The organism is Paraburkholderia sediminicola (assembly GCF_902859805.1).
GTDB classification, from domain to species: Bacteria; Pseudomonadota; Gammaproteobacteria; order Burkholderiales; family Burkholderiaceae; genus Paraburkholderia; species Paraburkholderia sediminicola.
Genome location: NZ_CADIKC010000009.1, coordinates 166,158 through 186,598, shown reverse-complemented (window position 1 = coordinate 186,598; position 20,441 = coordinate 166,158). Strand labels below are relative to the sequence as shown.

At 62.6% G+C, this 20,441-nt stretch carries 18 protein-coding genes; 7 read left to right on the top strand and 11 right to left on the bottom strand.

Annotated elements, in window-relative coordinates; genetic code table 11:
- Positions 1–44: 44 nt before the first annotated feature.
- Positions 45–1,100, bottom strand: a complete 1,056-nt coding sequence (locus R8871_RS27925; protein ID WP_175053367.1) for an ABC transporter permease — start codon at positions 1,098–1,100, stop codon at positions 45–47.
- Positions 1,097–2,611, bottom strand: coding sequence for a sugar ABC transporter ATP-binding protein (locus R8871_RS27920; protein ID WP_175053366.1), 1,515 nt, complete (start codon positions 2,609–2,611; stop codon positions 1,097–1,099). Before R8871_RS27920 ends, R8871_RS27925 begins: the two co-directional genes overlap by 4 nt.
- Before the next feature lie 254 nt (positions 2,612–2,865).
- Between R8871_RS27920 and R8871_RS27915 the strand changes: the two genes are divergently transcribed.
- Positions 2,866–4,227 (top strand): LLM class flavin-dependent oxidoreductase, encoded by a 1,362-nt coding sequence (locus tag R8871_RS27915; protein WP_175053365.1) that lies wholly within the window; start codon positions 2,866–2,868, stop codon positions 4,225–4,227.
- Between the two features lie 5 nt (positions 4,228–4,232).
- Here the strand turns inward: R8871_RS27915 and R8871_RS27910 are convergent, their stop codons facing one another.
- The gene (locus tag R8871_RS27910) at positions 4,233–6,659 is read right to left on the bottom strand and encodes a hypothetical protein (RefSeq protein WP_217468919.1); all 2,427 of its coding nucleotides are present in this window, start codon (positions 6,657–6,659) and stop codon (positions 4,233–4,235) included.
- 43 nt (positions 6,660–6,702) lie between these two features.
- Entirely contained in the window at positions 6,703–8,247 is a 1,545-nt protein-coding gene (locus R8871_RS27905) for an SLC13 family permease (protein WP_246287785.1), read from the bottom strand.
- Between the two features lie 189 nt (positions 8,248–8,436).
- On the opposite strand from R8871_RS27905, the gene R8871_RS27900 reads away from it, so the two are divergent.
- Positions 8,437–9,192: a GntR family transcriptional regulator gene (locus R8871_RS27900; protein ID WP_175053364.1), complete on the top strand. Its 756-nt coding sequence runs from the start codon at positions 8,437–8,439 to the stop codon at positions 9,190–9,192.
- Positions 9,193–9,272: 80 nt separating this feature from the next.
- Here the strand turns inward: R8871_RS27900 and R8871_RS27895 are convergent, their stop codons facing one another.
- Positions 9,273–10,595, bottom strand: a complete 1,323-nt coding sequence (locus tag R8871_RS27895; protein ID WP_175053363.1) for an LLM class flavin-dependent oxidoreductase — start codon at positions 10,593–10,595, stop codon at positions 9,273–9,275.
- Positions 10,596–10,834: 239 nt separating this feature from the next.
- On the opposite strand from R8871_RS27895, the gene R8871_RS27890 reads away from it, so the two are divergent.
- The 5 genes from R8871_RS27890 to R8871_RS27870 are packed head-to-tail and all read left to right on the top strand — an operon-like array spanning position 10,835 to position 14,932.
- Positions 10,835–11,614, top strand: coding sequence for a GntR family transcriptional regulator (locus R8871_RS27890; protein ID WP_175053362.1), 780 nt, complete (start codon positions 10,835–10,837; stop codon positions 11,612–11,614).
- Positions 11,611–13,344 carry a fumarate reductase/succinate dehydrogenase flavoprotein subunit gene (locus R8871_RS27885; protein ID WP_175053361.1) on the top strand — a complete coding sequence of 578 codons (1,734 nt, stop codon included), beginning with the start codon at positions 11,611–11,613 and terminating at the stop codon, positions 13,342–13,344. The genes R8871_RS27890 and R8871_RS27885 overlap by 4 nt, the downstream gene beginning before the upstream one ends.
- A gap of 9 nt (positions 13,345–13,353) precedes the next feature.
- Entirely contained in the window at positions 13,354–13,599 is a 246-nt protein-coding gene (locus R8871_RS27880) for a 4Fe-4S dicluster domain-containing protein (RefSeq protein ID WP_175053360.1), read from the top strand.
- A 29-nt stretch (positions 13,600–13,628) separates the two neighbouring features.
- On the top strand, positions 13,629–14,654 hold the full coding sequence (locus tag R8871_RS27875) for a HEAT repeat domain-containing protein (protein WP_175053359.1): 1,026 nt from the start codon (positions 13,629–13,631) through the stop codon (positions 14,652–14,654).
- The gene (locus tag R8871_RS27870; RefSeq protein ID WP_175053358.1) at positions 14,654–14,932 is read left to right on the top strand and encodes a DUF971 domain-containing protein; all 279 of its coding nucleotides are present in this window, start codon (positions 14,654–14,656) and stop codon (positions 14,930–14,932) included. Before R8871_RS27875 ends, R8871_RS27870 begins: the two co-directional genes overlap by 1 nt.
- A gap of 49 nt (positions 14,933–14,981) precedes the next feature.
- Here R8871_RS27870 and R8871_RS27865 read toward each other — a convergent pair whose 3' ends face one another.
- The 6 genes from R8871_RS27865 to R8871_RS27840 form a co-directional block, all read right to left on the bottom strand.
- Entirely contained in the window at positions 14,982–17,027 is a 2,046-nt protein-coding gene (locus R8871_RS27865; protein ID WP_175053357.1) for a family 2A encapsulin nanocompartment cargo protein cysteine desulfurase, read from the bottom strand.
- Positions 17,002–17,934 (bottom strand): family 2A encapsulin nanocompartment shell protein, encoded by a 933-nt coding sequence (locus R8871_RS27860; RefSeq protein ID WP_054040017.1) that lies wholly within the window; start codon positions 17,932–17,934, stop codon positions 17,002–17,004. Before R8871_RS27860 ends, R8871_RS27865 begins: the two co-directional genes overlap by 26 nt.
- Positions 17,935–18,042: 108 nt before the next feature.
- Positions 18,043–18,318: a helix-turn-helix domain-containing protein gene (locus R8871_RS27855; RefSeq protein ID WP_175053356.1), complete on the bottom strand. Its 276-nt coding sequence runs from the start codon at positions 18,316–18,318 to the stop codon at positions 18,043–18,045.
- A complete protein-coding gene (epsC, locus tag R8871_RS27850) occupies positions 18,315–19,301 on the bottom strand; it encodes a serine O-acetyltransferase EpsC (protein WP_175053355.1) in 987 nt (328 codons plus the stop codon). Before epsC ends, R8871_RS27855 begins: the two co-directional genes overlap by 4 nt.
- 42 nt (positions 19,302–19,343) lie before the next feature.
- Complete coding sequence (locus R8871_RS27845; protein WP_175053354.1) at positions 19,344–19,811, bottom strand: rhodanese-like domain-containing protein; 468 nt, start codon at positions 19,809–19,811, stop codon at positions 19,344–19,346.
- Positions 19,812–20,031: 220 nt separating this feature from the next.
- Positions 20,032–20,280, bottom strand: coding sequence for a hypothetical protein (locus tag R8871_RS27840; protein ID WP_175053353.1), 249 nt, complete (start codon positions 20,278–20,280; stop codon positions 20,032–20,034).
- Positions 20,281–20,441: the final 161 nt, after the last annotated feature.

Below are 20,441 nucleotides of genomic sequence, written 5' to 3'. Positions count from 1 at the left end.
ATATTCCTTCGGATGGCAAACAACTTTTCGGCGACCCGGTGGCGTCAGCCGCGTGAGTCCGCAGGCCGTCCAACACTGAACGTAAACGCCAGCGCGAGAACCAGCAGCACACCCTTGATGAAATCCTGCATGTAGTAAGGCGCATTCAGCATGGTCAGGCCGTTCAGAAGCACGCCGACAAACACCGCGCCCACTACGGTGCCGAACACGTTGGGCCGCTTCGCGCCCCACACCGCGTAACCCATCAGCGCAGCGGCCACGGCATCGAGCAGCAGGGAGTGTCCGGCGCTGACGTCGCCTCGCCCGACACGCGCCGCGATCAGCACGCCGCCCAACGACGCTATTGCCCCCGAGGCGGCATAGGCCGCGATCCGGTAGCGGGCCGTAGGCGCGCCCGCTAGCCGCGCGGCCGTTTCATTGCCACCGATCGCATAGATCACGCGGCCCCAGCGCGTCGTCTCCATGACGATGCAGGCGAGCACGGTCAACGCAACGAGGATCAGCACGGGCAACGGCACGACATCGAAAAGACGCAGACGCCCCAGCGCCAGAAACGCGTCGGAGAATATGCCGCTCGCCTCCGTGCCATCGGGCAACACGGTGCCGGTTGCGAGCGAGCGGCCACCCGTCGGAATCAGTTGCAGACCGGCCAGCAGGAACAGTGTGCCGAGCGTCGCCAGTTGGTCCGGCACGCGCAGCCGCGTGATCAACAAGCCGTTAAACAGACCGGCCGCGACACCGAGCGCCACACATGCGGCCACAGCCGTCAGCGCGCTGCCATGCCAGACGATCAGCACATAACTCGCGGCCATCTGCGCCGAAGCAGCCACGCTGCCCACCGAAAGATCGAAGCCGCCCGCCGCCAACGTGATCGTCACGCCAATGCCGAGCAACGCCACGATCGATACCGCCTGGAGGATGCTGAACAGATTGTCGATATTCAGAAAGGCGGGTTCCCTGATGGCGAACACGGCGATCAGAATCGCCAGCACGAGCAGGATGCCGGTGCGCTCCAGGTGATCGCGCACACTACGCCATGCTGACTGCGCCCGTTGATTGGATGGCACGTCGCCAGGAATAGAAGGGGTAAGGTGTTTCATGAATGAAGTTCAGTGCTCGCGTCATGGATGGGTTGAACAGTTGGGCGCTCGAGCGTCGCACGATCGAACCGCACGACGCGATCGGCAATCTCGAGAGCCTCTTCGAGATCGCTGACGAATACGATCGTCGCGCGTTCATGAGCATGCCGCCGCAAGGTATCGACGATGTCGGCGCGCGCGCCGGCGTCGACGCCTTGAAATGGTTCGTCGAGCAGCAACAGCCGCGCGCGTTCGACATGCCAGCGCGCGAGAACGACTTTCTGCTGATTGCCACCGGATAAGCGCGTCAGGCGATCGTCAGGGCCCGTGCAGCGAATGCCGAAGGTTCTGATCGCGTCTTTCGCGGCATCGCGCTCTGCGGCCTCGCGTACCGCGCCGCGCCTGAACCAGTTCGACAGAAACGGAAAACTGAGCGTGCCCGCAATCGATGCGAACGGCACGCTGTCGGGAAACAACGAGGTGCGCCACCGATCCTCGCCGGCGAGGAACACGCCCGAGCGAATCGAATCGGCCGGTGACCGAGGACGCCAGGGCTTGCCATCGAGCACCATCCGACCATTGCTCGCATGTGCCGCACCGAATATCGCTCGTGCAAAGCGCGATTTGCCGCCACCCACCGGCCCTGCTATCGCCACGATCTCGCCGCGCTGCACGTCGAGGTCGAATGAGCGGCTGCTCGGCGTCAATTGAAAATCACGCACGCTGAAACAGGGTTCGAGCGCGGTTGCGTCTTTCGCATCCTGAGTTCGAGCTTGCGGCAGAGGCCGGCCAATCATCGTCTCGACGGCAGCATCGAAATCGATTGGCGGGTGCAGATCGGCGACGAGATGTCCGTCGCGCACGATCGCTACCCGGTCCGCCATGCGCCGCAGATCACCTAGCCGATGCGAGACCAGCAGGATCGCGACGCCCTCCTCGCGCAACGGCTCGAGCCGCTGGAACAGCCGTTCTGCTTCTGCGGCAGAAAGACTGGCCGTTGGCTCATCGAGAATCAGCAGCTTGGGACGTGAAGCCAGTGCACGCGCCAGCGTCACGAGCTGCTGACTCGCGAGCGAGAGCGACCCGAGTGGCGCCGACAGATCCACGTCCAGCCCGACACGCTCGGCAAGCGGCCTCGCCGCCTCACGCCGTGCCGCCGGCGGCACGCGCCAGGGCGATGCCGGATCGCACAGACGGTCGAGCAGCAGGTTGTCCGCGATCGAGAGCGCCGGTACGACCGCGTCGGCAATCGACTGATGCACCGTGGCAATCCCGAGTTGTTTCGCCGCCTGAGGCGAAGTGGGTCGATACGGTTTGCCCAGCAGCGTCAAGGTTCCGCCATCGGGCGCATACACGCCGCTTAAGATCTTGACGAGCGTCGACTTGCCCGCGCCGTTGGCGCCCATCAACGCAACGACTTCGCCGGGATGGATCGAGAAATCGAGGTTGGATAGCGCGACGGTTGCACCGAAGCGCTTCGTGAGCGCGGAGGCAGTCAGGATCGGCTCGCTCGGGCACTGGACCTCTTCCATAGTTACGCACCGTCATCCAAAACAATAATTGTCTGCCTCGGCGGGACTCGCGGAAAACCAATTTGTTCTGATATGCAAAGCGTCGCGCATGGCGAACCGCCACCAGAGAGCGACGCTGCCGTGCGCTTAGTCTTCGCCGGCATATCGATGCCAGAATTCATTCGTGGTCTCAAGCGATTCGCTATTCGACAATGGGTGAATCGGTCAGAGCGTTCGTCCGTTCGTTGCTGGCTGCTTCCGCATTCGAAAAGACCATGAGAACCGACCCGCCGCGCCAGCTTCATCTGAACGTCAATATCCTTCACTCCGGCTTTGTCCCTTCCGCATGGCGTACGCCCGAAGCTGATCCGCGCGCCTTCGTCGATATCGCCCACTACGTTCACGTCGCGCAGATTGCCGAGGCGGCGAAATTCGACGCCGTGTTTCTCGCGGACAACGCCTCGATTGCCGATCAGATCGACTTCCGCCCGATCACGGCACTGGAGCCGACCGTATTGCTCGCCGGCATTGCCGCAGCCACGACGCGTATCGGCGTAATCGGCACGGCATCGACGAGCTATAACGAGCCGTATAACATCGCGCGCCGCTTCGCCACGCTCGACCAGCTCAGCGCGGGCCGGGCCGGCTGGAACATCGTGACGACCGCCGATCTCGGCTCAGCCCGTAATTTCGGCCGCGAAGCGGTACCGGATCACGCGCAACGCTACGAGCGCGCAGCCGAGTTCACGGAAGTCGTGAAGGCGCTGTGGGATAGCTGGGAAGATGACGCCTTCATCGGTGACAAGGCGAGCGGCCGCTTCATCGATACCACGAAGGTGCATCGCATCGACCATCGCGGCAAATACTTCAGTGTCGATGGCCCGTTCAACCTGCCGCGTAGCGCACAGGGGCATCCCGTGTTGATTCAGGCCGGCGGCTCAGCTGACGGACGCGAACTCGCGGCCCGGCACGCGGAAGCCGTGTTCTCCGCATCGCAGTCATTCGACGAAGCAGCCGCCTATGCGCGCGAACTAAAATCTCGCGCCGCGGCGTGGGGACGTGGCAGCAACGCAATTCGGGTGCTACCTGGTCTCACCACCATCATCGGCGCCACCGAAGCCGAGGCCCTGCGCCGTCGCGATGAGCTCGTCGATCTGATTCCATGGACCTATAGCCTCACTCGCCTGGCCGGCATATTGGGCATTAGCATCGACCGGTTGAAACTCGACGAGCGCCTGCCGGACGATCTCTCATTGCCCGGCAACGGCAATGGCAATGGCAATCACACGTTCTTCAACGCCACGCTCGCACAAGCGCGGACCCATGGATACACGGCGCGCCAGTTAATCCGCGCACTTGCGGGTGGTGGCGGACATCGTGTCGTTGTCGGCACGCCGGAACAGATTGCCGACGATATCGAACACTGGTTCAAAGGGGGCGCTGCCGACGGTTTCAATGTGATGCCGGATGTTCTGCCGGGCGGCTTGCAGGACTTCGCCGACGGCGTGGTTCCCCTTCTGCAACAGCGTGGTCTTTTCCGTACCGAATACGAGGGTAGCACCCTGCGCGAGCACTTCGGGTTGCGACGGCCTGTCAGCCGCCATCTGCATCCACGGGAAGTGGCCGCAACCGCGTAAGCGCGCTATCTATCTCTATCGAACGTGATGAACTGCGCCGAACTCCACACCTTGCTGTCGTCGCGCTGACGGCCGAACACGTACACCGGGCGAAAGCCGAAGCTGGCGTTCTGCGGAGCAACCTCGAAACGCCCTGCCAGATCCACCGGCAACGGCTGATCCGTCAAGCGCTCGACAGCCAGGAATAGTTCGGTGCCGCCGAGTTCATGCCGTGCCGTGCCGCTGGCGAGCAATTCCGCCCCGCTGATTTCCCAGTGAAAGGTCGGCGCGTGAGCGAACGGGTTGCCCTGCAGCGGATCACCCACCTTCACGAAACCGTCGATCGTGCCTTCGATTACGATGCGCGCATGCGCGAGATTGCTCACGTCGATCTCGATGCTATCGGCGTCGCCATAGGTATCGCTGCGAAACTCGATATCCGTTGCACCCGTGCGCCACGCGGCCTCCTCCACATGTTCGAAGCCCCCAGCGCCGAAATTATTGATGGTGCCGTTGACGATACGAATGCGCCCTTGCCATGACGCCCAGCGATAGCGGTCGCGAATCCGTGCGCCGCCCCAGCGCACCCGGATCAGGCGCTCGGCGTAGCCCAGTTCTTCGTGCAGATTGCGCTCAGCCAGCAGACCATTGTGATCGAACGCGGCAACGTATTCCCAGCCGGCGCGGCCTAGCAAACGATAGTCGAGTGTCGCCGGCCCGCGGTGTGTAAAGGCGTCGCCCTGCCAAAACTCGCCGCAGCGAACCAGCGCCGTGCTGTGCTCGCCGGTGGTCGCCCACGTGCGGCGGGCGCGTAGTGCCTCGCCGACGGAGCGCCGGTCGAGCGAATCGGACAGCACGCCGGTCAGCCCGCCATGCACGCCGAACACGCTGACGCCGGGCGCGCCGCCGCCAGGCCGGCCGCGATGCTCGTCGCCGCTCGCCGCCACGCCGAGTTGATAGCCGCGTGCGATCACGTCGCGATAGAGCCAGTCGAAATGGCCCCACGTCGACGCAATTTCAACCAGCCGTTCGAGTTCCGGATGATGCCAGTCAGGGATATAGCGGCGGCCGCCCACGTGCGGCATCACCAGATGTTGAGCGGCATCGTCGACGTAAGCGTCCCACAGTTCATCCACCGGCCAGCGGCCCAACTCGACCGCGGCGCCCTTCATGTCCTCGTTCCACACCAGCGTGCGGTTGTGTTCGCCACGCGCGTTGTACGGAAAGCCCGGCCGTTCGTCGCCGAGAAAAACGACATTGTGATCGCCGCCCGCTGTCGAGCTGCCGCACCATTCCTGCACCGGATAAACGACGAAACGCCCTGCTTCATTGAACTGTTCGACGGTTTCGACGCCCAGTTGCCAGTTCGCATCCGTGATCTGGAAATCGTTGGCGGTGTAGCCGAGTACATCGATGCCACCGATATCGCGCGCATAGGCGGCGTTATAGGCCGGGCTGTTCGTCCCCACCGTATCGTGTGCGTGAACATGCAAGTCCGCGTATAGGGAACGGGCGACCGGCAGCGCGGCATCGATCGTCAGAAATACTTCTGCTGCGCGCACGTCGCGCAGTGACGGCGCATCCGCCACGATACGCAAGCTGCCAGGCGTTGTCGGCAAATCGGTCAGCGCTATGCTCGCCCAGCCTTCGGCCGGCAGCGGCAGCTCGCGGTCATAGACCACGTGCTGGCGTTCGTCATAGGCTCGTACACGCACCGCACCGCCGGTATCGCGGCAGGCATTGCCCCAACGGTCCTGCAATGAAAGCCGGAACGGCGCGGCTTGGCCCGGCTGCACGAAACGCGGCCCGTTGAGCAGCACCTGAGCTGGCGCACCGGCGTGGATGTCGATCACGACGTCGCCTGGCACCGCGACAAAACGCGAGGTGCCGAGCGGATCGACGTAAAAACGGAAACGGAACTGATCCTCGACGAAGGTCTGCACACGCGTACCGGGACCGCGCCGCCGATCGCCCAGGCGGATCACGATGTGGTCGCCGGCATTCAGGTAACCGTCGGCTACATCCACAATGACGGCCTTCTGAAAGGGCCTTTCGTGCCCCTTCTGATCGAAGCGTACATTCAACGACTGGACAGTCGCCGGGCTTTGGCCCGGGACGAGCGCCGCCGCATGATATTCAGCGCTGATGTAATTAGCCGCGGCCGGATCGCTGGTCTGAAACAGCGCCCAATCCGAATAGAACTTGAAGGTCGCCTTCAGCCACGCGCCATCGGCGATACCTGATGCGCCCACTTCATAGTCGAGCACGATTTCGCTCCAGCTTCCCGCTTCGAGCTGCGTCACGTTGCAGCTCACCCGCCCGGCAAACGGCAGCGCCTTGTGACGCTCGTACAAGCCGGCCGGCGCGACGTGCGGGCCGAGACGCTTGCGCAGTGCGGCGGCCTTTGCTTCGATGATTTCGTGGTCGCTATCGTATTCGTGGTCGTGGTTCACGTCGGTGTCTCTTGATCAAAGGATGGGGTGAAACGCAGCGCGGTCAGTGCGCGAACGGCCAGGGCGCGGCGGGATTCCAGATCGGGATACCCTGATACGCGTACCACGGCGCCATGACGCAGATACCGTAGACAATTGCGATCAGCACCGAGATCACGCCGACCTTGGCGTAGTCCGAGGTCGTGAAGGCGCCGCTGCTATACGCAATGACGCCCGCTGTGATTTGCGTGGGCAGCAGGTAGGCAAAGCTGTCGGTATCGCTGATCAACAGCGTGAACGCCACCGGATGCAAGCCGAGACGTGGCGCCAACGCGAGCGCAATCGGCGCGATCATGGTCACCGCCGCGACGTTCGACAGCATGCCGATCCGGATCGCATGCGTGCCGATCATCACGATCGCCAGCATTAGCCACCAGACATAGCCGTGCGCGAGTGCGTAGATGTGATCGGCGGCCCATTGCGCGAGTCCCGAATCGCTGATCGCGGCGGACAGCGAAAGCGCGCCACCGAGCAGAAACAGCGTGCCCCAGATGGTGCGTTCCTGAATGTCCTTCCAGCTCGAACGCAACACGCCCGGTGCGAACATCAGCGCAAGCGCGATCAATGCGACGATTTCCGATTGCAGATGGTGCAGCGATTCAGTGGCCCACATCACGGCGACGAAACCAAATACGGCGAGCACCAGCCAGTCCTGACGCGCCACCGGCGGCAAACTACGGCGCGCGTCGACGATCGCCTGACGGCCGCCGGGCACCGGCACGCCGCGTGATTTGAAATAGTGCTGCACCCAGAACTGCGTCAACACGAACATGCCGAGGTACGGCCATTGCAGCCGGAACCACGTGAAATACGAAATCCGCACACCGAGCTGCTTCTCCAGCAGACCGGACACAACCATATTCGGCAGATGCGCGGTGAGAATGCACATGCCACTGATCATCGAGCCATAGACCAGCGTCTGGATCACGATGGCCTTCCTTGCATTACGCTCGCGGACGCTATTGCCGAACAGCCCGACGATGCCGTTGGTCACCGGCAGCAACGCGGCCGCACGGGCGTTGGCAGCCGGCACCACTAGCGACATCACAAAGTTGACGACGAACATTGCCCAGATCACGCCATTCGCCGAGCGCACCTTGAGCTTGTCGAGCAACACCAGCGCAATGCGGCGGTCGAGCCCGGCCGCCTGCATGATCGCGGAAAACAGGAAAGCGGCAAGACACAGAAACACGACCGGCGCGGCAAAGCCGCTTGCGGCTTTCGGGAACGGCGTGACCGCGTGCGACAACACCAGCAGCATCGGCAGCAGAATGCCGCTGACGCCGACGGGAATCGCCTCGGTGATCCACACGATCGCCACCCATGCGACCACGGCCAGCGTGGCCCTGCCGTGCGGCGTCAGACCTTGTGGCGCCGGCAATACCCAGGCGATAGCGACAAAGCACAGCCACGCGAGCAGAAATCCCGCGCGAGCCTTCAACAGGCTCCCGCGCGCCGGCAATTGCGCCGCAGCAGAATGACTCGCGTGTTGCGGCGCGGCTGGACTGACACTTGCGACCGACGCATAGCTCGATGTTTCGTTTGCCACTTCCCCGCTCCTGTAAGGCGGCCGAGATTCGTCCACATACGGACATGACCTGCCGGAAAGTTGGCATAATACGTATTAATACAAGTCGTCGATCTAAGCACTTCTCATATCCTTATACGAAGATATGGCTTAGCCCGCAGCATCGATTCATGGCAGTGCCGATCTGTACTGCAAGAGGAAAAGGAACCTATGAGCCTGGTCCGTGAGAACGTCACGTCGCTTTACGATCAGATTGCCGGCACCTTGCGCGGCGAAATAGAGAATGGCAGCTACGAGCCTTCCGGCAAGCTGCCGTCGGAGGCAGAACTCAGCGAACGTTTTGGCGTGAGCCGCGTGACGGTGCGTCTCGCCGTCGGCAAACTGGCGGACGAAAAGTTGGTGGAGCGCAAACAGGGCAAAGGCACCTTTGCCAGCGGCAAGCGCATGCAGCATCGCCTCGATGTATTGCGGGGCTTTTACGACTCACTGGCGCGCCAGGGCGCCGAGCCGCAAATGAAGCTGCTGCGCATGCAGCCCGGCAAGAAGCTGCCGGCCGACATGGCCGGCGTATTCGCGAACGAGGTCAAGACCGCCGTCTATCTCGAGCGGCTGCATTCCGTAGACAGCGTCAGCGTCGCGCTGGCGCAAACGTGGCTGCTGCCGGAAGCGGAGACGATCTCCGAGCAACTGGCGCAAACGCGGCCGTCCTACGAGATCATCGAATCGATGCCGGGATGGAAAATCGCCCGCGCGGACATGAGCATTACCGCCGTGGCGGCGTCAGCGGCTATCGCGCGCAGCCTTCAGATGAAGGAAGATGCGCCCCTGCTGGTGATGAAACGGGTCTCGCGCCTCACCGATGGGCGTGTCTGCGAATCGACGCTGTTTCATATCCGGCCGGAGCGGTATGAGTTTGTCGTGAGCAGCGCGATGAATGGCGAGTTGACTGCACGCATGGGCGAATAGTCAAACGTGCTTCCCAGCATCACACCAACTCGCGAATACGCAGTGAAATAAGCCGATTAGCGGTTCAGTAGTCGGTCATTTCACCGGGCAAAAAAACGGTTCTCAGGCCGTGGCAAGCCCAGATTCTCGCGCAGCGTCGCACCTTCGTATTCGCGCCGGAACAAGCCGCGCTTCTGCAACTCGGGAATGACCTTGTCGACGAAGTCGTCGAGACCGCCCGGCAGATACGGGAACATCACGTTGAAGCCGTCCGAGCCCTCTTCCACCAGCCATTGCTCCATCTGATCGGCGATCATTTTCGCCGTGCCCACCATCTCGAGCCCCGAATATCCGCCGATGCGTTGAGCGAGTTGACGAATCGTCAGCCCATCGCGCTGCGCCCATTCGACCACTCGTTGCCGCGCTGTCCGGCTCGCATTGGTTTCGGGAATCTCGGGCAACGGGCCGTCCGGATCGAAACCGGACACGTCATGCCCCAATGCAATCGACAACGATGCGATGCCGCTCTCGTAGTGCACGAACGTGTCGAGCCGCGCACGCGTTTCCAGCGCATCTTCCAGGGTATCGCCGACAACCACGAAGGCGGCCGGAAGTATCTTCATGTGATCGCGCTCACGTCCGAGCTTTTCCATGCGGCCTTTCACATCGGCATAGAAACGCTTGCCGTCAGCCAGCAAGGTTTGCGCGGTGAACACCACCTCGGCTGTTTCGGCAGCAATCTGGCGCCCTGCTTCCGACGAACCGGCCTGCACGATGACGGGCCATCCCTGAACGGGGCGCGCAATATTCAACGGGCCGCGCACCGAGAAATTCTCGCTCTTATAGTTCAGCACATGCAATTTCTCCGGATCGAAGAAGGTGCCGGTTTCGATATCGCGAATAAATGCATCGTCGGCCCAACTGTCCCAGAGCCCTGTTACCACATCGAAAAACTCGCGGGCACGTCGATACCGCTCGTCGTGTTCGACATGCTCGTCGAGACCGAAATTGAGCGCGGCATCGGGGTTCGATGTCGTCACGAGATTCCATCCCGCGCGGCCGCCGCTGATATGGTCGAGCGAAGCAAAGCGCCTCGCGACGTGATAAGGCGCGTCGAACGTAGTGGACGCCGTGGCGATAAGCCCCAGCCGTTCCGTGACCGCCGCAAGCGCGGGCAGCAACGTCAACGGTTCGAACGACGTGACCGTATGGCTATGCTTGAGCGCGTCGAGCGGCATGTTAAGCACCGCGAGGTGATCCGCCATGAAGAACGCGTCGAAACGGCCACGTTCGAGCGTCTGGGCGAAGCGTTTGAGGTGCGCGAAATTGAAGTTGGCGTCGGGATAGGCGCCGGGATAGCGCCATGCGCCGGTGTGAATTGTCGTCGGACGCATGAAAGCGCCGAGGCGAAGCTGACGTGACATGTAGCAAGCTCCATCGCAAACAGGTCGGGCCAGTTTAATCGTCCTTCGCCGACGCTGCTTGCCACCCCCGCCGCTCCGTACCCGCCCGCCGAACGCGATGCGCCGGGGCTCCGGCACTAACGGGCACGCCGAAAGCTGTTCCGCAGAAATGCAAAGCACAAAATCTTCGTTCGCCCCTCAAGGCTCTCTCGCCAAACTGTTATACACTTGTCATAACAAGTTCAGACACCCCCCAGATCATGCAGAAACCCAACCCGGCCAACGTGCTGCCTCTCTCCGCCCCGCCGCTCTACGAGCAGATAAAGACTGCATTGCGCTCGCGCATTCTCGACGGTACGTATGCGGCCCATTCGCAGATGCCATCTGAAAACGACCTCTGCGCGATGTTCAACGTCAGCCGAATCACCGTGCGGCAAGCGCTCGGCGATCTGCAGAAAGAAGGCCTCGTTTTCAAACTGCACGGCAAGGGCACCTTTGTCTCCAAGCCTAAGGCCTTCCAGAACGTCAGTGCGTTGCAAGGTTTCGCCGAAGCGATGTCGTCGATGGGCTATGAGATCGTCAACCAGCTCAAACATATCCGCTTTATTCCCGCCACCGCGCAGATCGCGAGCCGGCTTCAACTGCCCGAGGGCGCGAAGGTCGCCGAAATCCGTCGCGTGCGGATGCTCAATCGCGCGCCGGTGTCGCTCGAAATTACGTGGGTGCCGGAAGCATTGGGCAAACGCCTCGCCGGCGCCGATCTCGTCACGCGCGACATCTTCCTGATTCTCGAGAACGACTGCGCGGTGCCGCTTGGCCACGCCGACGTCTCCATCGACGCGATTCTCGCCGACGATGAAATCGTCGAAGCCCTGAACGTTGAAGAAGGCAGCCCGGTGCTGCGCATCGAACGTCTGACGCATAGCGCGGACGGCACACCGATCGATTACGAACACCTCTATTTCCGCGGCGACGCGTTTCAGTACCGCTTTCGCATCGACCGCCAGAAAGAGAAGAAGACCACAAGGAAGAGCAAATGAATACGCACGTGATCGAGTACGACCTGGTCGTCGTTGGGGGTGGCACAGCGGGTCCGATGGCTGCCGTCAAAGCAAAGGAACAGAATCCGAATCTGAAGGTACTGCTGCTGGAAAAGGCCAATGTCAAACGCAGCGGCGCGATTTCGATGGGCATGGACGGTCTGAATAACGCCATCATCCCAGGCCACGCCACACCCGAGCAGTACACCAAGGAAATCACCATCGCCAACGACGGCATCGTCGATCAGGCCGCCGTCTACGCGTACGCCCAGCACAGTTTCAAGACCATCGAGGAACTCGATCGCTGGGGCGTGAAGTTCGAAAAAGACGGCACGGGCGACTATGCGGTCAAGAAAGTGCATCACATGGGCTCCTATGTTCTGCCGATGCCGGAAGGCCATGACATCAAGAAAGTGCTTTACCGGCAGCTCAAACGCGCGCGCATTGCGATTACCAATCGCATCGTCGTGACACGTGTTCTGACCGATGCGCAAGGGCGCGCGTGTGGCGTGCTGGGCTTCGATTGCCGCACGGCGGATTTTTATGTGGTGCGCGCGAAGGCCGTCATTCTCAGCTGCGGGGCGGCAGGACGGCTCGGCTTGCCGTCCTCCGGCTACCTGATGGGAACCTACGAGAATCCCACCAACGCAGGCGACGGCTACGCGATGGCCTATCACGCGGGCGCGGCGCTAGCGAACCTCGAGTGCTTCCAGATCAATCCGCTGATCAAGGACTACAACGGCCCCGCCTGCGCCTATGTGACGGGCCCCCTCGGCGGCTTCACCGCGAACGGCAAAGGTGAGCGTTTCATCGAATGCGACTACTGGAGCGGCCAGATGATGTGGGAGTTCTATCAGGAACTCCAAAGCGGCAACGGCCCGGTATTTCTGAAGCTCGACCATCTCGCGGAAGAAACCATTCAAACGATCGAGCAGATTCTGCACACGAATGAGCGCCCGAGCCGCGGACGATTTCATGCGGGACGCGGCACCGATTACCGGCAGCAGATGATCGAGATGCACATCTCGGAGATCGGTTTTTGCAGCGGCCATAGCGCGTCGGGCGTCTACGTGAACGAGCGCGCGGAGACCACGGTCGCCGGTCTCTACGCTGCCGGCGACATGGCTGCGGTACCGCACAACTACATGCTCGGTGCGTTCACCTACGGCTGGTTCGCGGGGCAGAACGCGGCGCAGTACGTCGAGGGCCGTGAGCATGCAGCGCTCGATAACGGGCAGATCGAAGCCGAACGGGCGCGGATCTATGCACCGCTCGAACGCGAGACAGGGCTTGCACCGGCGCAAGTCGAATACAAGCTGCGCCGCATGGTGAACGACTATCTTCAGCCGCCGAAGGTCACGCGCAAGATGGAAATCGGCCTGCAACGTTTCGCGGAAATCGCCACCGACATCGACCAGATCAAAGCCGACAATCCGCACGAACTGATGCGCGCCGCGGAAGTGCGGGCGATTCGCGACTGCGCCGAAATGGCGGCCCATGCGTCGCTGTATCGCACGGAAAGCCGCTGGGGGCTGTACCACCATCGCGTCGATTATCCGCAGCGTAATGACGCCGAGTGGTTCTGCCACACGCATCTGAAGAAAGATGCAGCGGGCCGCATGGTCAGCGAAAAACGCGCTGTCGAGCCGTACGTGGTGCCGCTCGACACCCACGAGAGTCACGCCTATCAGAACCTGCGCATCGGCGAGCCCGCGCTGGCCGACGCCTAAGGAGCCACCATGTCTACGACACCGCACAACATTTTCCAGCGCAGCGCAGCGCCGGTCACGATCGACGAAGACAAATGCATCGCCGACAAAGGCTGCACCGTCTGCGTGGATGTATGCCCGCTCGACCTGCTCGCGATCGACCTGACCAAAGGCAAGGCCTACATGAAGTTCGACGAATGCTGGTACTGCATGCCGTGCGAGAAGGATTGCCCGACCAATGCGGTCAGGGTCGACATTCCTTATCTGCTGCGCTAGTAGCGAACCCTCAAGACACCACTCAACTCATGACCGATATTTCGCTTCCGCTGACGTTCGACCCCGATTCCCTCGATCCGGAAGCCGCCGAAATCCTGCCGCGCCTCGCGTCCGCGGATGCCGCCGTGCGCCGCATCGCCCTCCTTGCGCTCGCCGACCTCGAAGACGAAGCCGTACTCGGACCGATTGTCGCCGCGTTACGCACCGACACCTCATCGGACGTTCGGGCTCAGGCCGCCGAGGTGCTCGGTGCATGGGAGCGCGCCGATGCGGTTGAGGCGCTATGCGAAGCGCTGGCGGATCATGCGGAAGATGTCCGCGACGCAGCCGCGCAGAGTCTGTCCAATCTGAAGGACCCGCAATCCGGACCACTGCTCGCGCCGTGGACCACGCATGACGATCCGTTCGTGCGTCAGGCTGCGCTTCGCGGTCTACGCGAACTACGTTATGAAGGCGCGTTGGAACCCGCACTAGCCGCGCTGAGCGCGAACGAGGACGGTGTGCGGCTCGAAGCCGTAAGCGTGCTCGGCTGGTTGAAAAGCGGGCGAGCGCTTGGCCCTCTTACCGCCATTGCCGCGCAGGACCCGAGCGCCGCCGTGCGGCGCGCGGCAATCGGCGCGTTGGGCATCGGCGCAGCAGCGACGGACGAAACCATCGCCGCGTTGCTGAGTGCGTTGCGCGATGCCGCGTGGCAGGTTCGGGAAGAAGCGGCGGCCACGCTCGGCAAACTGCGCGCTTCGGGCGCACAGGGTGCGTTGATCGCAGCGCTCAACGACGACTACTGGCAAGTCCGTTTACAGGCAGTCCGCGCGTTGGGCAAACTCGGCGATGCAAACGCAAACACAAGCGCAACCGCAACCGCCACCGCGAGCACGGCGGTCGCCACGGTGCTCACACATGCGATCAGCAATCTGCGCAAGGAAGCGGCCTTGTCGCTCGGAGAACTGGGCGACACAGCATCGTTGCCGGCCTTGCACGCAGCCGCGACCGATCCCGATCCGGAAGTACGCAAGGCCGCACGGATAGCGTTAGCACAGATTGAAACGGCAAACTAATGAACGCACCCGAACACGTGACGATTCATGCCGCGACAGAGCGACTGTCCCTGACGTGGCGTGATGGCCAGACGCAGTGGATCGACAACGCCACGCTGCGAGAGCGATGCCCTTGCTCGACATGCCGTCGCTTGACGCATTCGGGCAAGGCTGCGCGAATCGAGCCGCACCTCGCGATTGTCGACATGCAGCCGATGGGCTACGGCGTGCAGATTGCGTTCAGTGACGGACACGCGCAGGGGATCTATCCGTGGGATTATCTGGCGGGGATTGCCTGAATGAAGGCGTAGGAAAGCGGCGAACGTAATTAACGGCCGCCGCATTTCACTAACGTCGCGAAGACAGCCGACGCACGACCGACACCAGCGCATCGACTTCATCGCAGGTGTTGTAGAACGCAAGCGACGGCCTCACCGTCGCCTCCACGCCAAAGCGCCGCAAAATCGGCTGCGCGCAATGATGTCCCGAGCGCACGGCGATGCCCTCTTCGTTCAGCGCCTGCCCGACTTCCTCGGTCTCGTAGCCCTTCAACACAAAGGACAATACACTGGCCTTGTCGCGCGCCGTGCCAATCAGGCGCACACCAGGCACGGGCTGCAGCACGCTCGTCGCATAGGCCAGCAGATCGTGTTCATAGCGCGCGATATTCTCGATGCCCACGCGCTGAACGTAGTCGATCGCGGCTCCCAGCCCTACTGCATCGGCGATATTGCCCGTGCCCGCTTCAAAGCGATTCGGCGGAGGCTGGAATACGGTGCGCTCGAAGGTGACATCCGCGATCATGTTGCCGCCGCCCTGCCAGGGCGGCATATCTTCCAGAATCGCGCGCTTGCCGTAGACCACGCCGATGCCCGTTGGACCGAACACCTTGTGCCCCGAGAACACGAAGAAATCCGCGTCAAGCGCCTGCACGTCTACCCGCATATGCGACACAGACTGAGCACCGTCAACCAACGCCTTCGCACCAGCACGATGCGCCAACTCGACGATCTCCTTGACCGGCACCACGGTGCCCAACGCGTTCGACACCTGCGTGACCGACACAATCTTCGTCCGGTCATTGAGCAGCCGACGATATTCGTCGAGCAAAACCTGGCCACTGTCGTCGACCGGAATCACGCGCAGTTTGGCGCCGGTTTGCGCGGCAAGCTGCTGCCACGGCACGATGTTGGCGTGATGCTCCAGATGCGAGACGATGATCTCGTCCCCCTCGCCGACATGCTTCACGCCCCACGTCTTCGCGACCAGGTTGATCGCTTCGGTGGTGCCGCGCACGAAGATGATTTCCTCCGGCGAGGCCGCGCCGATGAAACGCTGCACCTTGCTGCGTGCGGCTTCGTACGCATCCGTGGCGCGGCCGGCCAGTGCATGGGCAGCCCGATGGATGTTCGAGTTTTCATGCGCGTAAAAATATGCGAGCCGATCGATCACCGCCTGCGGTTTGTGCGTGGTCGCGGCATTGTCGAACCACACCAACTGACGGCCGTTCACGCGTTCCTGCAGAATCGGAAAGTCCCGGCGAATTGCATTCACATCGAACGGAGGATGCGCTGACGGCCCGGCATGCGGCACGCTGTCCGTTGTGGTGGAAGTGTGCCCGGGAAACTGCGATCCCTCATTCAGATTCAGGAAATAATGCGAGCCGCCGGTGTGCTGCGCCGGTGCGACGTTTGGAGCCGCTTGCGATGCTGCCGGCCTGTCGTACGGGAAACGCTGCTCGGCGAGCGGCTGATCGACACCAGGGAGTCCGAGCGATTGCGCGCTGACTTCGTTCCAACCCGGCACGACGATATCCGGCGACGCGACCGTCGATGTCCGGGCTTGCGCCGTTTCGCCCAGGAAATAATAAGGCGACGCAGGCGCTGCACCACTCGCTGACGGACGCTGCGCACCGTGTGCTTCAGGCACACCCAGCGCCGCCCCGCCAAAGCGCGGATCGAGCGCCGGCGCAACGGTCACCGCGCTATCCGGCAAGCCGTTCTGCGCAACACCATGAGGCGCCAACGCAGGCGCGCGATTCCCCAACGACAGCACATGCGTAGGTGCTGACGGCAACAGGTTGCCCCCCGGCACCTGCCCCTGCGGCAACGCTGCACCAGGCACGCCCGTGCCCGCGCCGCCGGGGCCCGCAAGCGGGGAACCGGCCGGAGCCGGATTGCTGATCTCGCTGGTCACGGGCGCCGTGAACGGCAGCGTGGCGGCCACGTCGGGCGCACCGCCTACTTGCGGCGCGTTGCCCGGCAGCGCCGAGAAGAACGCATTGGCGAGCGACGCCAATGTCGCCGGATCAGGCAAACCCGCGGGCGGACCCGTCGGCACATCGTGCGGCAGGACGCTATCCATGGGCTTACTTGTAGGTGTCTGGGTAGTCATGGTACTTGCCGATCTCCACGTCATCGAGAACTGCCAGCGCGTCCGGCGAATGCACCGCGAGCGAGCAATAGAGCGAGATCAGATACGACGCGATCGCATGATTGTTGATGCCCATGAAGCGGACCGACAGACCCGGGCCCTGTTCGCCGGCCACGCCCGGCTGGAACAGACCGACCACGCCCTGGCGCTTGTCGCCCACGCGCAGCAGCAGGATCTTGGTCTTGCCGTCGGCAACCGGCACCTTGTCCGACGGAATCAGCGGAATGCCACGCCACGTCAGGAACTGCGAGCCGAACAGGCTGACCGTCGGCGGCGGCACGCCACGGCGCGTGCATTCACGGCCGAAGGCGGCAATCGCGAGCGGATGCGTCAGGAAGAACGCCGGCTCTTTCCAGACCTTGGTCAGCAATTCGTCGAGATCGTCGGGCGTCGGCGCACCGGTCAGCGGAAACACGCGCTGTTCTTCGGCCACGTTCGCGAGCAGGCCGTAGTCCGGATTGTTGATGAGCTGGCTTTCCTGCAACTCCTTGATCGTTTCGATCGTAAGGCGCAGTTGTTCCTTGATCTGATCGTGCGGGCTGCTGTACAGATCCGAGATTCGCGTATGCACGTCGAGCACGGTGCTCACCGCATTCAGGAAGTACTCACGCGGTTGCTCTTCGTACGGCACGAAGGTGCGCGGCAGAATGCTTTCATCTTCACGCGCGGTGCAGGCCGCCTTGACGGCTTCAGGATTCTTCACCTGGTTCAGACGATAGATGCCCGCCTCGACCGGCAGCCATTGCAGCAGATGAGTGAGCCAGCGCGGCGTGATCGTGGCGAGTTGCGGAACGGTTTTGGTGGCATTGGCTAGTTGCCGTGCTGCGGTATCGCCGAGCGCCGTCAGGCCGCCGACTGTTGCTGTCATCTGTTGCTCCAGGATTGATAGAAGAAAAACGGGAAAGCTTATGAACGAATCTGATTATGGGAAGACGCCCCTGGCCGTTCAACATGCTATAGACGGCAAAGCAGCGGCCTAACGGGCAGATGCAGGATCGACGCGTGTGGAATGTGGGCGCGCGGCAACGCTCACGCCATCGGACGAATGACTGAGCAGGCGTTCAACCGGCACGTTGAAAGCACGGGCAAGCTTGTCGAGCGTGACAATCGACGCGATCGCAGAACCGCGTTCGATCTCGCCGACATAAGACCGGTTGAGTCCGGCGTGCTCGGCCAATTGCTCCTGCGACCAGCCGGACGCCTCACGAAAGCGCCGCACCGCGGCGCCGAAGTCTCTGACGAGCACGCTCATCGAGCCGCCCCGGCCGTGGCGGGCTCCGCGACTGCCTCCTGATCGCGCGGCGGCCGTTCGCGGACTGCCGCGGTCGCGGCGCCGGTGCCTTCGTTGCGAGACACGGCCTGCGTCACGTGCGAACCGGGCGCGACATCCTGCGTGACCCACACGTTGCCGCCGATCACCGCGCCCTGCCCGAGCGTGACGCGTCCAAGAATGGTGGCGCCCGCGTAAATCACGACGTCGTCCTCGACGATCGGATGACGCGCATGGCCCTTTTCCAGATGTCCCTGCGCGTCGCGCGGAAAACGCTTCGCGCCCAGCGTAACGGCCTGATAGAGCCGCACGCGTTCGCCGATGATGGCCGTTTCGCCGATCACCACACCCGTCCCATGATCGATGAAGAACCCCGCGCCGATCCGCGCGCCTGGATGAATGTCGATACCGGTCTGCGCATGCGCGAGTTCGGCGATGATGCGCGCCAGCAGCGGCAGCCCCAACCCGTACAGTTCATGAGCGAGCCGGTGGTGGATCATCGCCAGCACGCCGGGGTAGCACAGCAGGACTTCATCCACGCTGCCGGCCGCCGGGTCGCCGTGAAACGCGGCTAGTACGTCGCTATCGAGCAAGCTGCGAATCGCCGGCAAACGCGCCGCGAAAGCGCGCACGGCGATACCTGCCTGCGCCTCGATCGTGGCGGCGGGCGGCGGTTGATGGCGGCTGCGGTAGTGAAGCTCCAGACGCGCCTGACTCAGCAACGCATGCAGCGCGGCGTCGAGCGCGTGCCCGACATAGAAGTTTTCGCTTTCCTGACGAAGGTCGGGCGGTCCGAGCCGCATCGGAAAGAGCACGCCCTTCAGCGTGTCGATGACCTCCGAGAGCGCTTCGCGCCCCGGCAATTCGCGCCCGCCTGGCTCGAGCGAGCGCTTCTGCACTTCGCGCCATTGCTGGCGGACCGTCTGAAGCGCGTGAACAATTTCATCGACATCAAACACAGCCACAGCGGTTACTCCCCGTAAAGTGCAGCATGAACGATCAGGCTGTCAGTCCTGAATCCACGGCAGCCCATGAAAGCGCCAACCATTGCTGGCGCCGCGCCGTTGCGCGCCGTCCAGCTCCCCTTCAAAGCCTTCCAGGACATTGAATACCTGCGTGAAGCCGGCTTTCGCCGCAGCCTCGGCGGCCAGTGCCGAGCGGTTGCCGCTGCGGCACAGCAGCAGCACGACGGCGTCCTTGCCGGTTTTCGCTTCCAGTTCACGCACGAAGCGCGGATTGCGCGTCAGGCTCGTGCCCGTCGCCCACGCAACGTGCAGGCTGTCCGGCACGAGTCCGACGAATTTGCGTTCTTCGGCGGTGCGCACGTCCACCAGCACGGCGTCGCCGGCCTGGACGAGCGCCCACGCATCCTGTGGCGACAGGCCGCCGGCATAGGGCAAGCCGGCTTCCGCGGCCTTGGCACGGGCGGCTTCGAGCAGTGCAAGCGTGGGGCGTTCTGCGAGTTCAAGCGTCATGATGTCTCCGTCGATATCGCGCGAATCAGTACGCGCGGGTCTAAGCCATCTGCGAATGCAACCGCCTATAGCCATCAGAAGACACTATGAAAGAGAGTCAGCCGAAGCCGAACCAATTAATTGTCATTTCTAAAGAAGCATCGGTTCGGATGCTCCGGCTAGCAGCGACCCTGCTTTGCCCGTTCGCCGCGGATCGGCCACGCCACCGCCGCCACGCGCGTTATTCCCGTGGGATCTCGAGCGGCACGACAAACATGCCCGCGGTGTATTCCATATGGAAATAGCCGCAGCGCGCGTAAGCCGCAATGCGTTCGAGCTGTTCGGGCGAGGGAGAGGTATAGGACGCGGCAGCCGTCTCGTCTGCGGATTGCTCAGACGTGACGGCTGCGCGTTTTGACAATTGCTTCTGCAGGCTTCGCACAGGATGCCGAAGTCCGCCCCAGATGAGCGTCGCTGAAAGTGCGGCCATACGGCCTCCGTCGATTCATTGCGATACGAATGAATCTAGCGACCTGGATACGGAATCGCAAACAAGCTTTTGTGGAATGGTTTTCGGAGAACCGATCAAACAGTAAGCAGTGTTTTGCGCTGCCCATGATGCATCACGGGCAGCGCTCTTCCCTGCCGGGT

Coding starts and splice junctions, on each gene's coding strand:
- R8871_RS27885 (WP_175053361.1), top strand. CDS start 11,611: ATGAATACGCACGTGATCGAGTACGACCTGGTCGTCGTTGGGGGTGGC.
- R8871_RS27855 (WP_175053356.1), bottom strand. CDS start 18,318: ATGAGCGTGCTCGTCAGAGACTTCGGCGCCGCGGTGCGGCGCTTTCGT.
- R8871_RS27890 (WP_175053362.1), top strand. CDS start 10,835: ATGCAGAAACCCAACCCGGCCAACGTGCTGCCTCTCTCCGCCCCGCCG.
- R8871_RS27895 (WP_175053363.1), bottom strand. CDS start 10,595: ATGTCACGTCAGCTTCGCCTCGGCGCTTTCATGCGTCCGACGACAATT.
- R8871_RS27875 (WP_175053359.1), top strand. CDS start 13,629: ATGACCGATATTTCGCTTCCGCTGACGTTCGACCCCGATTCCCTCGAT.
- R8871_RS27900 (WP_175053364.1), top strand. CDS start 8,437: ATGAGCCTGGTCCGTGAGAACGTCACGTCGCTTTACGATCAGATTGCC.
- R8871_RS27860 (WP_054040017.1), bottom strand. CDS start 17,934: ATGACAGCAACAGTCGGCGGCCTGACGGCGCTCGGCGATACCGCAGCA.
- R8871_RS27865 (WP_175053357.1), bottom strand. CDS start 17,027: ATGACTACCCAGACACCTACAAGTAAGCCCATGGATAGCGTCCTGCCG.
- R8871_RS27880 (WP_175053360.1), top strand. CDS start 13,354: ATGTCTACGACACCGCACAACATTTTCCAGCGCAGCGCAGCGCCGGTC.
- R8871_RS27840 (WP_175053353.1), bottom strand. CDS start 20,280: ATGGCCGCACTTTCAGCGACGCTCATCTGGGGCGGACTTCGGCATCCT.
- R8871_RS27915 (WP_175053365.1), top strand. CDS start 2,866: ATGAGAACCGACCCGCCGCGCCAGCTTCATCTGAACGTCAATATCCTT.
- R8871_RS27925 (WP_175053367.1), bottom strand. CDS start 1,100: ATGAAACACCTTACCCCTTCTATTCCTGGCGACGTGCCATCCAATCAA.
- R8871_RS27870 (WP_175053358.1), top strand. CDS start 14,654: ATGAACGCACCCGAACACGTGACGATTCATGCCGCGACAGAGCGACTG.
- R8871_RS27920 (WP_175053366.1), bottom strand. CDS start 2,611: ATGGAAGAGGTCCAGTGCCCGAGCGAGCCGATCCTGACTGCCTCCGCG.
- R8871_RS27845 (WP_175053354.1), bottom strand. CDS start 19,811: ATGACGCTTGAACTCGCAGAACGCCCCACGCTTGCACTGCTCGAAGCC.